This is a genomic window from Streptomyces sp. NPDC006193 (assembly GCF_040613915.1).
In the GTDB taxonomy this organism is placed as follows: domain Bacteria; phylum Actinomycetota; class Actinomycetes; order Streptomycetales; family Streptomycetaceae; genus Streptomyces.
The window spans coordinates 50,760-64,445 of record NZ_JBEXTB010000033.1 but is presented as its reverse complement, the minus strand read 5'-3'; the positions used below and the strand labels follow the sequence as shown (position 1 = coordinate 64,445).

Genomic DNA, 13,686 nt, shown 5'->3' with positions numbered 1-13,686 from the left:
CGGCCGCCGCCCCGTCGCCGTCCCTGTCGACCCGTTCGGTGATCGCCGGACACCTGGTACCGCAGCGGGACCCCGCCGTGCACCCGCCGGTCCACCGGGTGGTCGACCGGCCGGCGCCGGCCCGTGAGACCGGCCGCCCACGTGATGACGACGGAGACGATGTCCTGGACGGCGGGGTTCGTCCTGCGGTCACGGAGTCTTCAGCTCATCGGGACACGGCGTGCCCCGGGGGAGCTGATACGGCGCGGCCAGCCGGTACGTCCCGGCGCGCGGCGCCAGCAGCACCGTCCACCGGTCGCCGTTCGCGTCCTCCGGCGTCTGCATCAGACAGCCGTTGACGTTCCGGTACGTCTTCGGCGACCCGGGGGAGGCCCGCGGCGGCTCCAGGCTCTTGCCGTCCTCGTCGACGACGCTCAGCCACGGCGAGTACGGGATCCGGATCAGGATCCGCCCCGCCTTGCGGACCTCGAGGGTCATCTCGACCTGCTCGGCCCGCTGCACCACCGCGTTCGGCTCGGCGAGCGGCGTCGGATCGGTCACCTTGAACAGCTGCCAGTTGGCGTCGCCCCAGATCTGCTTCAGATACGGCATGCCGCGCCGCAGCAGCTCCCGCTCGCGCTCCCCGCCGTCCCCGTCCGGGTTGTCCTTGGGCAGCACCACGAAGTGCACGGCCCAGCGCTGGAGCCACTCGTGGTAGTTCGCCGAGTTCAGCGTGTCGTCGTAGAAGAGGGGATTGCGCTCCATGTCGGCCTGCCGGTTCCAGCCGCGGGCCAGGTTCACGTACGGCGCCAGGGCGGAGGCCTCCCGGTGCGAGCGGGCCGGGACCACCTCGACGCGGCCCTTCTCGGCGCCCACCTTCTGCAACTGGTGGACCAGCGGGGCCAGCTCCCGCGCCCAGGAGGCGGCCGGGGTGGTGTGGACGACGTCGTCCACCGACTTGAAGCCGATCCAGCCGACGAAGCCCAGGAAGGCGAGCACGGTCACGTAGAACCTGCGGGACCTCGGCGCCGCGTACGGCAGCGCGGCGATCAGCGTCGCACCGGCGAACAGCATCGGCAGCCGGGAGATGTTCGACCCGATCTGCGAGTTGATCAGCCACGCCAGCACGACCCCGACGCTGTAGACGGCGGCCGTCAGCCGGACCGTCACCCACTGCTTCGGCACCAGGAACAGGCACAGCAGGCCGTACAGCAGCGGCAGGACCACCGAGCCGATCGTCATCGGCTGGGTGCCGGAGAACGGGAACAGCCAGGCGGACACCGCGACCACGGCCGCCGGCGCGAGGCCCAGCGCCCACGCGCCCGGCCGCCGCTTCTGCAGGAACAGCGCCACCGCGATCAGACCGACGAACAGCCCCGCGACCGGCGAGGCCATCGTGGCGAGCGCCGCCAGCGGCGCGGCGGCCAGGGCCTTCGCCCAGCGCTTGTACCGCCACCGGTGCGGCCAGCAGAACACCGCGGCGACCGCGCCGAGCGCGAACATCGTGCCGAGTCCGAACGTGACCCGCCCGGACACGGCGTTGCACAGGAACGCGAAGACCCCGGCGAGCGAGGCCCACAGCGGGTTGCGCACGGCCCGGCTGCGGATCAGCACGGTCGTCAGCAGGCCCGCCGACACCGTCCCGGCGATCATCATGGTCGTCCGGACGCCGAGCACCGACATCAGATACGGCGACACCACGCTGTACGACACCGGGTGCATGCCCCCGTACCAGGCGAGGTTGTACGCCGAGTCCGGGTGCCGGCCGACGAACTCCGCCCAGGCGTCCTGCGCCGCGAGGTCACCGCCGCTGTTCGCGACGGTGAAGAACCAGATGATGTGCAGGGCACCGGCGAGCGCGGTCACCCAGAGTGCGGGGTGGCGCAGCAGCAGCCGGCGCAGCGGCTCCAGGGCGGCCAGCAGCCGGGTCCGCCCGCCGGGGCGCATCCCCGGGGCGGGGCCGTCCGCGCCCGTCGCCGGACCGGTCGTGGACAGGCGTATTCGCCGGCCGGGTCCCGGGCCCGGATCGGCGTCGTCGGCGCGTGTCGGCTCCGCAGTGGCCACCTGAAGGCACTCCCCGTGTCCCGTTTTCTGTTCTCGGCCGCTTCCCCCGGTGTTCCCGGCCGCTTCCCGTCCCGTTCGCGGTCGCGTCCCGTGACCGGCGGCCCGCCCCGTTTCGCGACGCTAGCACGCACCCCGCCGGCGGGCCCCCGGGCGGGGGCGGCGTCGACGGGGTGCAGGGCGGGCCGGACCCGCCGGGATCAGCCCAGACGGGTCAGCTTCGCGCGGAGACCCGGCTCGGCCAGGTCCCTCTGCAGGGCCACCGGGACCTTCACCGCACCGGCCGAACCGTCACCCACGGTGAGCGTGCCGACCTCGGCGCCGGCCTTCGCGGTGTGCGGCACGGCGTCGGCGGCGAAGGACAGCTTCACCTTCAGGCCGGACCAGCCGACGGCGGAGACGTCCTTGGTGATCACGACCGGGGTGTGGCCGCCGAGCCGGTCGTCCACGTACCCGACCACCTGGCCCTTCTTCAGGATCTTCGCGGAGGTCAGCGCCTCCTGGGCGGCCAGCAGCGCGGTCTTGCTGACCTCGTTGACCGTCTTGAGGATCTCCGGCTTGTGCTGGCCGAGGACCGCCCCGACGAGGGTCACCGTCTGCCCGCCGACCCGCTTGCGGGAGGCGAAGAGCAGGTTGCCGCCGGCCGCGGTGGTGCTGCCGGTCTTGATGCCGATCGCCCCGATGCGGTACGGCAGCTCGTTGTAGTTGGGCCAGAAGCGGCCGGAGGGGTCGGTCCAGCTGGCCGCGCTGGAGATGGCGACCAGGGCCGGCACCCGCACGAACGCGCGGCCGAGCTTCACCTGGTCCTCGGCCGTGGAGACGGTGCTCTCCTTCAGACCGGACGGGTCGGTGTACGTCGTGTCGGTCATCCCCAGCTCCTTGGCGGTGGCGTTCATCTTCTTGACGAACGCCGCCTCCGAACCCGCGTCCCAGCGCGCGAGCAGCCGCGCGATGTTGTTCGCGGACGGGATCAGGACCGCCGACAGGGCCTGCTTCTCGGTGAGGTGGTCACCGGCCTTGACGGTGTTGAGCGTCGACTCGCCGGCCTTGTCGTAGCCGCCCTCCTTCTCCGCCTTCGCGTCGACCTTGATCTTCGGACCCTCCTGCCCCGGCTTCAGCGGATGGTCCTTGAGGATGATGTACGCGGTCATGGTCTTGGCGACCGAGCCGATGGCCACGGGCGTCTGCTTGCCGAAGTGACCCATCGTGCCGACGCCGTCGACGTCGATCCAGCCCTGCCCCTCACCCGGCCAGGGCAGCTGCGTGCGGCCGCCCTGGAACGTGTAGGTGTCCTCGGCGGTGAGCGCGAGACCGGGCGACGGCAGCGGGCGCACCGCCTGGACGACCGCCAGGATGACCGCCAGCAGCAGCACCAGAGGCGTCCAGATCTTCACCCGGCGCACCAGGGTGCGGACCGGGGTCTCCGGGGGCGGCGGCGTGTTCGTCAGCTCCGCCAGCAGGTCCAGCGGAGGCTTCGGCGGCAGCGGCTGCTGGGTGGTGCGCTCGGGACCGACCTGGGGGACGGTGGCGGTGGCGTCGGCGGCCGGGGCGGGCGTCTCGGCGGCCGGCCGCATGTCGTCCTTCAGCGCGACGAACTTGCTGGTGCGCTCGGCGTCCGGCTCCGGGGCCTTCGGCTTGCCGCCGAGCTTCAGCATGGTCGTCGGCTGGTCGACCTCGGGCTTCTTCGGCCGCACGGCCTTGATGACGGTGGTCGGCTGATCGACGCGGGGTGCCTGCGGCGCGTCTGCGGGTGCCGCCTCGGCTTCGCCTTCGGCGTCCGTGTTCCCACGGGGTGCCTGCGGCGCGTCTGCGGGTGCCGCCTCGGCTTCGCCTTCGGCGTCCGTGTTCCCACGGGGTGCCTGCGGCGCGTCTGAGGGTGCCGCCTCGGCTTCGCCTTCGGCGTCCGTGTTCCCACCCGCACCACCCGTGCGGGTCTCGTCGTCGGCTGCGGGTGGCCCCTGCGGGGCGTCCTCGCCGTCGGCGGCCTCCGGGCCGTCACCGGGCTTCTCCGCCTCGGCTGCGCCTTCGTCGGCATCGGCCTTCGCACCCGCGGACGCCGCAACCGCAGCCTTCGGCTTCGGCTTCGCGTCGGCGGGTGCCTTGGAGGCAGCCTTCGGCTTCGCGTCCGCGTCCGCGTCGGGCTTCGGCTTGGCCTCGGCGGGGGCTTCGGTGGCGGCCTTCGGGGGGGTCGGGGTGCTGGTCGCCGCCTTGGCTTCCGCGGGGGCCTCGGGGGTGTCCGTGCCGGTCCGGGCGGCGGGCTTCGGCTGCGTGCCGGTGTGCGTGCGGTCACCGGCCTTCAGCTTCACGCCGGAGGAGGTGTTCGCGCCGGCGCCGGTCCCGGCGGCTCCGGCCGGCTTCTTCTCCGCGGCGGTCCCCGCCTTCGTGCGGGACGCGGTGTCCGCGTCCGCCTTCTTCCCGTCCTCGGCGGCGTCGGCCTCCGCCGCGTCCGCCTGCGCGTCCTTCTCGCCGGCGGCCTTGGCCGCGGAGGGCTTCTCGGGTGCGTCGGCCTCCCGCTCCGGGCTCTCCTCGTCCGCCCCGCGCACCCACGCGGACGCCGCGTCGCGCAGCGCCGTGTCCTCGTCGGGCGCGGCCGGAGCCTGCAGGGCCGCGTCCCGCACCGACAGGACCTTCGTCGCCGTGTCCGTGCCGCCGCCGTCCGAGGAATCCTTTTCGCGGGCGACCGTCAGGCGCGGATCGCGCGCCTCCGGAACTGAACCCGCGCTCCCCGACGCCGGTTCCGCCGACGACTCACGCTGCTTCGACCTGTCGGGGGACTCGCCCGCCACCGATGCCTCCTCCATGCGCCGCACGCCTCCGCGCGCCCTGTCCGAACCATGTACCAGTGTCCTGTGCGAGGGCCTGGCCCCTGCGGTAGACGAGAACGACATACCTGCCGGTTCCCTCACGAACCGGTCACGCGCCCTCGACAGACCAATGTGAGAGGGGTCACCCTGTCATTCATCCACGCGGGGAGGCATGGATGGGCAGGAGCCGCAGAACACTTCCGGAGGAGCTTCTGTTGCTCGCACTGGACCCGGCCACGGGTACCACTGCGCAGCCGCAGTCGCTCGACCTCGGTCTGGCCGGTGCACAGCTAGTGGAGCTGGCGCTGGCCGGACGGATAGCCCCAGACGGGGATCGTATCGCCGTGGTGGTGCCACGGCCGACAGGAGATCCGACTCTGGACTGCGCGTTGGAGTTGCTGCGAAGGCGTGGCGCTCCGGTACGGGCCGTCCACTGGATCGGCGGGCCCCGCCTGGGGCTCCGTCAGACCTACCTCTCGCACCTGGAGCGGTGCGGCATGGTCGCCGCCGTGCCCGGCCAGATGTGCGGGGTGCTGCCGACGACGCGCTACCAGGCCACGGACACCGCCATCAGCCGGGAGATCCGCGCCCGGCTGGACTCCGCGATCCGCACCGGCGTGCCGCCGGACCCGCGGACCGCGGCGCTCGCCGCCCTGGCGCACGCCGTCGGGCTCGGCAAGCACCTGTACCCGGGGAACGAGGGCCGCTCCTCGCGGTCCCGGCTGCGGGACCTGATCCGGCACGACCCGATGGGCGGGCTCGTCGCGCACGCCGTGATGGACGTGCAGAGCGGGGCGGCCGCCCAGCCGCGCCGCGGCCCGGCCGCGGCCGGGCGGCAGCCCGTGTCCGCCGCCCGTCCCGCACCGGAACCCGCACGCGGGGTGCCGATGCAGCCGCACCGCGGGTCCATGGCGCGCGCCGTGGCTCACTGAACCGCAACTCCGCACCCCACAGACCCGGTTCGGGAGCCGCTGGTCCGAGCGGGGCGGCGAGGCCCCTGTGGTCGCGCCGCCCCGCTCGGCTGCGTCCGCCGGGGGAGCCGCGGTACCGTCCGCGCGGCTAGTCCGCGGTTTCCCAGCGGCGGAAAGCACCTTGGTGGCAGTCTGCTGAACAGCAGATACGGAAAGTGTCAACGCAGCAGGCAGGCAGCCGGAGGTGCACGTCCCGTGGCGTCCAATGTCAATCCCACCGTCAGGCGGCGCCGGTTGGGCCAGGAGCTGCGCAGGCTCCGCGAGCTCAAGGGCATGACGGCCGAGGAGGTGGCGGAGCGGCTGCTGGTGTCGCAGTCGAAGATCAGCCGGCTGGAGAACGGCCGCAGGAGCATCAGCCAGCGCGATGTGCGCGACCTGTGCGGGGTGTACGAGGTCGAGGACCAGCGGATCGTCGACTCGCTGATGGAGATGGCCCGCGACTCGCGGCAGCAGGGCTGGTGGCACACCTTCGGGGACATCCCGTACAGCGTGTACATCGGCCTGGAGACCGACGCCGAGTCGCTCCGGGTGTACGAACCGCAGCTGGTGACCGGCCTGTTGCAGACCCGCGCCTACGCCGAGGCCCTGGTGCAGGGGGCGCTGCCGGAGACGTCGACGGCCGAGATCGAGAAGCGCGTGCAGGTGCGCATGCGCCGGCAGGAGCGCATCACCGCCGAGGCCAACCCGCTGCGGCTGTGGGTGGTGCTGGACGAGGCCGCCCTGCGCCGGGTCGTGGGCAGCAGGCTGGTGATGCGGGAACAGCTGGAGCACCTCATCGAGCTGTCCCAGCTGCCGCACGTCACCGTGCAGGTGCTGCCCTTCGAGGTCGGCGCCCACCCGGGCCTCAACGGCCAGTACGCGATCCTGGAGTTCGCCGACGCGGCCGACTCCAGCGTGGTGTACCTGGAGGGCGTCACCAGCGACCTGTACCTGGAGAAGGCGCAGGACGTGCAGAAGTACGCCGTGATGTACGAGCATCTGCGGGCACAGTCCCTCAATGTGGAAGCATCCCGGCGATTCATCGCCGATGTGGCGAAAACGTACGCCGACTGAGCATGCGCCACAGGAGGCGCGGGATCGTACACCGCCGGTCCACTCCAATGGAAGACACGCCTGGAATATGCCATCCGGTCGAGTGAACGGCTCCTCCAGCAGGCGCAGTTGCCCGGTAGCGTCGATCACGCCAATCAGACGACATGGTTGGCGTGAACCGCGCTACCGCAACTCGCAACAGGAGTGGACATGGCACTGATTCAGGGCGCTTCGGAGACATGGATGAAGTCCTCCTATTCCGCGGGCAACGGCGCCTGCGTCGAGGTCAAGTCGCCCACCGCCGCCGAACTCGCCGTCCGCGACTCCAAGGACCCGGAGGGCCCGGTCCTGGCGTTCCCCACCGACGCGTGGAACGCCTTCGTGGCGTCGGTCAAGGCGTGAGGGGTTCCCTCTGACCCTGGCCGGAACAACTGCACACGCACCACCGGAGAGCCCTCTCGACCAGTCGCCGTCCTTGCCGAGGGGGCTCGTCCCTGCGCCGGGCCCGAAGCGCCCGCCTTCCCGGCCGCGGCCGGCCGCGCGGTGGGCCGGCGGGTGTTCGTCACCGCACCGGGAACGCCACGTCACACACCGGATCATCGGCCCCGGCCGCCTCCCAGTCCGCGAAGTAGACCTCCCGGCAGGGCCCGGCCATCTGAAGCCCCCGCCCGGTCATCCACTGCTCCACCGCCTCGAACGCGGCCAGGATCTGCGGATGCGCCACCTGCGCCTTGGTGATCCGGGTGAACGCCAGCCGCGCCGCCGGCTCCACCCGCACCCTCGTCCCCCGGGCGCGCCCGTGCCGCTCCGCCCACGTCCGGGCCGCCGCCTCGTCCGCGACCGGGACGCAGGACTCGGCCGGTCCGTCGCTCTCCATCGACACCTCGGAGCGGTAGACCACGAACGGCGCGCCCGCGACGCCCCCGCACTCGCGGGCGGCCGACTCCAGCCGGCCCAGCGAGGCGCCGATCCAGGCCGGCAGCTCGTCCGCCAGCACGTGCCGCGTCTCGGTGAGCACCACCTGCGCCGGCACGTCCACGGTCTCGATCACGAACGTCTCGTACATCACGTCACTCCTCCCGGACAGCCGTCCACGGAGGTACGCGGCGAGGGTCCGCTGGCCGGCCACCCGGGCCTCCACGTCCGCCCAGTAGGCGTCCAGCAGCCCGGCGGCCCGGTCGCCCCCGGCCTCCAGCACCTCGGCGATCCGGGCGAGCGGCATGTCCAGCCGCCGCAGCAGGGCCACCAGCCGGGCGCGCTCCACCTGACCGGCGCGGTAGTAGCGGTAACCGCTCACCTCGTCGACCCGGGCCGGGGCCAGCAGGCCCAGCCGGTCGTACAGCCGCAGCGCCTTGGCCGACAGCCGGGCCCGCGCGGCGAACGCACCGATGCTGAGCAGTTCCTCGTCCACGACGCCATCCTCCGTCACCGGGCGGTTCCCTTCCCGCCCGGTACGGAGGACGCTCACGCCTGCCCCTGGGGCAAGGTCAAGCCGTGCTCAGCCGAGCTGCGCCTCGATCGCGGCGACGACCTCGGCCGACTCCGGCTCGGTCTGCGGCGAGAACCGCGCGACCACCTGCCCGTCCCGGCCCACCAGGAACTTCTCGAAGTTCCAGCGGATGTCCCCGCGGTGCCCCTCGGCGTCGGCGAAGCCCACCAGCCGCTCGTACAGCGGGTGCCGGCCCGGGCCGTTCACCTCGACCTTCTCGGTCAGCGGGAACGTCACGCCGTACGTCGCCGAGCAGAACTCCGCGATCTCCTCGGCGGTGCCGGGCTCCTGCCCGAGAAACTGGTTGCAGGGCACGCCCAGCACGGTGAAGCCCCGCTCGGCGTACCGCTCCTGGAGCTTCTCCAGGCCCGTGTACTGCGGGGTCAGACCGCACTTGGAGGCCACGTTCACGATGAGCACGGCCTTGCCCGCGAACCGCGCCAGGTCCGCGGAGCCGCCCCGGAGGGCGCCGATCTCGACGTCCAGCACGGAGCCGTTGTGGTCAGTAGTCGTCATGGGCGGATGCTAGCCCGCCCGGCCGCGTCCCCCCGCCCGGCCTCCACCAGCACGTCGCCGGCCGCCGTCCGCGCGTACAGCACCGACCGCCCGGCCCGGCCCAGGCGCGCCACCAGCCCGGCCTCCCGCAGCACCTTCAGATGCCGCCCGACCGAGCCGAGCCCCTGGCCGGTCACCGCGGTCAGCTGGGTGGTGCTCAGAGGGGAGTCGAGCAGCACCAGCACCCCGGCGCGGGCCGGCCCCAGCAGCGCGCCCAGACTCGACGGCACGGCCCCGTCGCCGTCCCCGGCGAGCACACCGGCGCAGGGGTAGACCACGGCGTACCGCTCGTCCTCCTCCCAGGCCACCCAGCCGTGCCGCTGCGGGGTGACCGGCACGAGGACCATGTCGGCCCCAAAGATCTCGCGGGGCGGGTACTCGTGCAGATTCACCTGCAGCCGGTTCCCGCCCAGCCAGCGGGTGCGGCCCGGCCGCAGGGAGTCCAGCGCGCTGACCCAGCCGCCCTGGCTGACCTGCGCGGTCCGCGCCGCCACATCCGCCTCCAGCACCCGCCGGCGCCGCTCCCAGTACGGCCGTACGGCCTCCTGCCACACCCACTCCAGCAGCACCGCCGCCCGCTCGGGCAGGTCGTCCCGGTGCAGATCGGCGGGGAGCGGCCCGGCCAGGGAGAGACGCAGATGGGCGCGGGCGGCGGCGGGCGGGGCAGCCCGCACCCGGGCCACCTCCACGGCGAAGTCCTCCCCGGCGCGCGGGGCGGGCGTCAGGAAGTCGGCGATCCAGTCCCGGCCCAATCCGGCCCGCACCAGCCGCGCCGTCACCGGGTCCGCGGCCAGCCGCGCCCGGTAGCCGGGCAGATGGGTCCGCAGCCAGCGCTGCTCCCCGGGGTGGGCGCCCGCGCCCGCGTGCAGCAGCTTCAGGCAGGCGAAGGTCTCCGCGAGCGGCGAGACGGCGAACCGGCTGCGGGCCAGGGTGTCCGCGTTGAGCTGCCACCACCCCACGAGCCCACCCCCGGCCTTTCGCGCGACGGCGAAACGATAACGGCTGCCGCGCGGCCCGTCCCAGACTCCGCACCATGTCCCGCTACCGATCCCTGTTCCGCACCCCCGAGTTCACCCCGCTCTTCCTCGGCTCCGCCGCCCAGACCGCCGCCCAGACCGTCGGCGGCCTCGCCCTGGGCACGCTCGTGTACCGGGCGACCGGCTCCCCGCTGCTGTCCGCGGTCGGCATGTCCGGCTCCTCGCTCGCCCAGGTGCTGGGCGCGACCTTCCTGCTGTCCGGAGCCGACCGGCTGCCGCCGCGCACGGCCCTGACGGCGATCGCGCTGACCTTCGCCGCCGGAACGGCGGTGCAGGCCGCGCCCGGGCTGCCGGTCGGCGTGCTCCTCGCCGCCGTCCTCCTGCTGGGCCTGGCCGCCTCGCTGGGCGGCGGGGTCCGCTGGGGCCTGCTCAACGAGGTCCTCGCCAAGGACGGCTACCTGACCGGGCGTTCGCTGTTCAACATGACGAACGGCCTGATGCAGATCACCGGCTTCGCCGCCGGCGGCGCCCTGCTGGCCGCCCTCTCCCCCCGGGCCTGCCTGCTGCTGTCCGCGGCCCTGTACCTGACGGCCGGACTCGTGCTGCGGCTGGGCCTGACCGCGCGCCCGCCGCGGACCGCGGGCCGGCCCTCCCCGGCGGCCACCTGGCGCACCAACGCCCAGCTGTGGTCCTCGCGGCCCCGCCGGCTCACCTACCTGGGCCTGTGGCTGCCCAACGGCCTGGTCGTCGGCTGCGAGTCGCTGTACGTGGCGTACGCCCCCGACGCCGCCGGCACGCTGTTCGCGTGCGCGGCGCTCGGCATGTTCGCCGGGGACGTGACGGTCGGCCGCCTGCTCCGGCCCGCGGTGCGCCGCCGCCTCGCCACACCGCTGCTGCTGTTGCTGGCGACGCCGTACCTGCTGTTCTGCGCGCACCCGCCGCTGCCGGTCGCGGTGGTCTGCGTGACCCTCGCCTCCGCCGGGTTCGGCGCGAGCCTCGTCCAGCAGGAGCGGCTGCTGGACCTCACCCCGGACGAACTCGCCGGCCAGGCGCTGGGACTGCACTCAGCGGGCATGCTCGCCCTGCAGGGCGTCAGCGCGGTGCTCGCCGGGACGCTGGCCCAGTTCACCTCGCCCGCCGCGGCGATGACCGCGACGGCGGCGGGCTCGGTGCTCGTGACCCTGACGCTGGCCGCCGCCGGGGGCCGCCCGCCCGGACGGCGGCGGGGACGGGGGCCGGAGCCGGACCGGGCAGACGCCGCCGCTCCGAGTCCGCGCGGGACACGGTGAGACACGCGCCGCCGCGGACGACGGCCGCCGTGGCGGGGGCCGCCTGATGTCCGCTGCTGCGGGCCGGGCCACCGCTGTCCGCTGCTGCGGGCCGGGCGAGGGCGGCGACGGGCGGGGCCGCCCGCACCCGGGCCGTCTAACGGCCACGCGCCCGCGACCCGCCGCCCGCGGTGACGCCCGGTCCCGGCCCCGGCAGGCGCACGGCCGCCGCGGATCGGCACGACCCGCTGTGCCACAGTGATCCCGTGTTGCTCGATCCCGAGAAGACGCTGTTCGTCCGCGGTGCCCCGCCCGTGCTCCTGCTGGCCGGCGCACCCGTCCACGACGCCCTGCCCCTCCTGGCGGCCCCCGACGGCGCGGTACCCGTGTGCGAAGGGTGGAGCATCCTGCCGCGGCTCACCCTGTGCGTGGTGGACGGCCCCGGTGACCACGGCCTCGTCGTCCCCGCTCTCACCGCACCGGTGCACGGAGCAGCCGGCGGCAGCGCGGCGCCGGGCGGCATGCCGGACTGGTGCGAGGACGCCGAGCGGGCCGGCGGAGCCGTCGTCCTCTCCCTGGACCATCTGCCGGACCCGTGCGCCTGGCCCGCCCTCCTGACCTCGGGCACCACCCGCGGCGGCTTCCTCCGCACGCCGGACTGAACCGGGTCCCACCGCCTTCCGGCACCGTCCCACCACCTTCCGGCACCGCATGGCGCCGCACGGCACCGCCTGGCACCGCCTGGCACCGCATGGCACCGCATGGCACCGCATGGCACTACATGGTGCCAAGTGGTGCCACTCCATGTCCGCCGGTGGCCTGGACAACGTCGGGAGTCACCGCCATCCGGACCCTCTGTGCCGTGTTTGCGCAGGTCAGGGTGCTGGCATCGACGACCGTGCCGTTTCGGCGTCGTCCACCCTTGCGTGTGGCACCACTGTGGTGCCATGATGGCGCTATGGACCTCACCCCGTATGTCGACACCCTCCGCCGCGAACTCGCGGTGGCCGCCGAGGCCGGCGGCGAGGAAGCCCGCGAGCTGGCCGAGCGGCTCACCGCCCCGCTGGAGTCGGCGACCCGGCTGACGCTGCTCAACGTGCTGTCCGCCGCGATGGACGAGATCACCCGCGAACTCGCCCCCGGCTCCGTCGACGTACGGCTGCGCGGACTCGACCCCGACTTCGTGGTGACACTGCCGCCCGCCGACGGCGGCGCCCTCGCGGAGCCGGCCGCACCCGCCGAACCGCTCAGGACCCCCGCTCCGGCCGAGGGCGACGAGGGCGGCGTCGCCCGCGTCAACCTGCGCCTGCCGGCGCACCTGAAGGCGCGCGCCGAGGAGGCCGCGAGCCGCGAGGGCCTGTCGGTCAACGCGTGGCTGGTGCGCGCCGTGTCGGCCGCGGTCGACGGCGGCGCCCGGCCGCGTACGACGGAGAAGTCCCGGACCGTCGGGCAGAGCTTCACGGGCTGGGTGCGCTAGCCCACCCCCGGCCCGCCTGCGCACCACCTCACCCCGCACCACCCCACCCGCACCACCGCACCCGCATCCCCCCGCAGCCCCCGCATCACTCCACCGCACCACTCCAGCCAGACACCACGTCCCACCAGCGGGGACGACCCGACGACCCAAGAGGACGGCACAGCCATGCCTTCTTACGCCACTCCCGGACCGATCGCGGCCACCGCCCACGTCCACGCCGGCTCCATCCAGTTCACCGCGGGCGACCGCGCCGACACGGTCGTCGAGGTGCGGCCCCGCGACCCCAAGAAGGACCTGGACGTGCGGGCGGCCGACCAGACGGAGGTCTCGTACGCGAACGGCGTCCTGACCGTCCGGACGCCCAAGGCCAACCTCCTCGGGCGCTCCGGCACCGTCGACGTGACGGTCGAGCTGCCCACGGGCTCGCGCATCGACATGACCGGCTCCTGGGTCCAGGTGCTCGGCGAGGGCCGGCTCGGCGAGGTCCGCGTCAAGACCTCCTCCGGCGACGTCCGGTTCGACACGACCGGCCCGCTGCAGCTCACCGCCTCCCACGGCTCGATCTCCGTCGACCGGATCGAGGGCATGGCGGAGATCACCACGAGCTCCGGCAGCCTGCGCGTCGGCACCGTCGAGGGCCCCGCCGTCCTGAAGAACTCCCACGGCGGCACCACCGTCGGCCTCGCCCTCGGCGAACTGCGGGTGAGCGGCGCCAACGGCGACATCGACATCGCGCGCGCCGAGAGCTCGGTCGTCGCCACCACCGCCCACGGCACCCTGCGCGCCGCGGAAGTCGCAGCGGGAAACGTCCAGTTGGAGACGTCCTACGGCGCCATCGACATCGGCATCCGCGAGGGCACCGCCGCCCTGCTCGACGTCAGCTCCGACCGCGGGCAGGTGCGCAACGCCCTCACCGCCTCCGACGCCCCGGCGGAGACCGAGGACACCGTCACGGTCCGCGCCCGCACCCGCTGGGGCAACATCGACATCCGCCGCGCCCGGCCCTGAGCACCGGCCGCCCGACCCCCCGTACCGGCCGCCCATCCCCCGCTCCACCCTTCGAAACGGGAGGA

General features: G+C 73.9%; 12 protein-coding genes. 7 read left to right on the top strand and 5 right to left on the bottom strand.

Features of this window, described 5'->3' with window-relative positions:
* Positions 1–189: 189 nt before the first annotated feature.
* Positions 190–2,043 carry an MFS transporter gene (locus ABZ261_RS25045; RefSeq protein ID WP_356862785.1) on the bottom strand — a complete coding sequence of 618 codons (1,854 nt, stop codon included), beginning with the start codon at positions 2,041–2,043 and terminating at the stop codon, positions 190–192.
* Between the two features lie 197 nt (positions 2,044–2,240).
* Positions 2,241–4,841 (bottom strand): D-alanyl-D-alanine carboxypeptidase, encoded by a 2,601-nt coding sequence (locus tag ABZ261_RS25040; RefSeq protein WP_356862783.1) that lies wholly within the window; start codon positions 4,839–4,841, stop codon positions 2,241–2,243.
* 179 nt (positions 4,842–5,020) lie between these two features.
* On the opposite strand from ABZ261_RS25040, the gene ABZ261_RS25035 reads away from it, so the two are divergent.
* From ABZ261_RS25035 to ABZ261_RS25025, 3 genes are all read left to right on the top strand, one after another.
* Positions 5,021–5,776, top strand: a complete 756-nt coding sequence (locus ABZ261_RS25035) for a GPP34 family phosphoprotein (RefSeq protein WP_356862781.1) — start codon at positions 5,021–5,023, stop codon at positions 5,774–5,776.
* A 234-nt stretch (positions 5,777–6,010) separates the two neighbouring features.
* Positions 6,011–6,868 carry a helix-turn-helix transcriptional regulator gene (locus tag ABZ261_RS25030; RefSeq protein ID WP_356862779.1) on the top strand — a complete coding sequence of 286 codons (858 nt, stop codon included), beginning with the start codon at positions 6,011–6,013 and terminating at the stop codon, positions 6,866–6,868.
* A 189-nt stretch (positions 6,869–7,057) separates the two neighbouring features.
* Positions 7,058–7,249, top strand: coding sequence for a DUF397 domain-containing protein (locus ABZ261_RS25025; protein WP_356862777.1), 192 nt, complete (start codon positions 7,058–7,060; stop codon positions 7,247–7,249).
* Between the two features lie 160 nt (positions 7,250–7,409).
* Here ABZ261_RS25025 and ABZ261_RS25020 read toward each other — a convergent pair whose 3' ends face one another.
* The 3 genes from ABZ261_RS25020 to ABZ261_RS25010 form a co-directional block, all read right to left on the bottom strand.
* Entirely contained in the window at positions 7,410–8,276 is an 867-nt protein-coding gene (locus tag ABZ261_RS25020) for a MerR family transcriptional regulator (RefSeq protein ID WP_356862775.1), read from the bottom strand.
* A gap of 69 nt (positions 8,277–8,345) precedes the next feature.
* Positions 8,346–8,852, bottom strand: a complete 507-nt coding sequence (locus ABZ261_RS25015) for a glutathione peroxidase (RefSeq protein WP_356862773.1) — start codon at positions 8,850–8,852, stop codon at positions 8,346–8,348.
* Complete coding sequence (locus tag ABZ261_RS25010) at positions 8,849–9,850, bottom strand: ArsR family transcriptional regulator (RefSeq protein ID WP_356862771.1); 1,002 nt, start codon at positions 9,848–9,850, stop codon at positions 8,849–8,851. The genes ABZ261_RS25015 and ABZ261_RS25010 overlap by 4 nt, the downstream gene beginning before the upstream one ends.
* A 74-nt stretch (positions 9,851–9,924) precedes the next feature.
* On the opposite strand from ABZ261_RS25010, the gene ABZ261_RS25005 reads away from it, so the two are divergent.
* The 4 genes from ABZ261_RS25005 (at position 9,925) to ABZ261_RS24990 (ending at position 13,621) form a co-directional block, all read left to right on the top strand.
* A complete protein-coding gene (locus tag ABZ261_RS25005; RefSeq protein WP_356862769.1) occupies positions 9,925–11,157 on the top strand; it encodes an MFS transporter in 1,233 nt (410 codons plus the stop codon).
* Positions 11,158–11,402: 245 nt separating this feature from the next.
* Complete coding sequence (locus ABZ261_RS25000; RefSeq protein ID WP_356862767.1) at positions 11,403–11,798, top strand: hypothetical protein; 396 nt, start codon at positions 11,403–11,405, stop codon at positions 11,796–11,798.
* 296 nt (positions 11,799–12,094) lie between these two features.
* A complete protein-coding gene (locus ABZ261_RS24995) occupies positions 12,095–12,613 on the top strand; it encodes a hypothetical protein (RefSeq protein ID WP_356862765.1) in 519 nt (172 codons plus the stop codon).
* 165 nt (positions 12,614–12,778) lie between these two features.
* Positions 12,779–13,621 carry a DUF4097 family beta strand repeat-containing protein gene (locus tag ABZ261_RS24990; protein WP_356862763.1) on the top strand — a complete coding sequence of 281 codons (843 nt, stop codon included), beginning with the start codon at positions 12,779–12,781 and terminating at the stop codon, positions 13,619–13,621.
* Positions 13,622–13,686 lie beyond the last annotated feature (65 nt).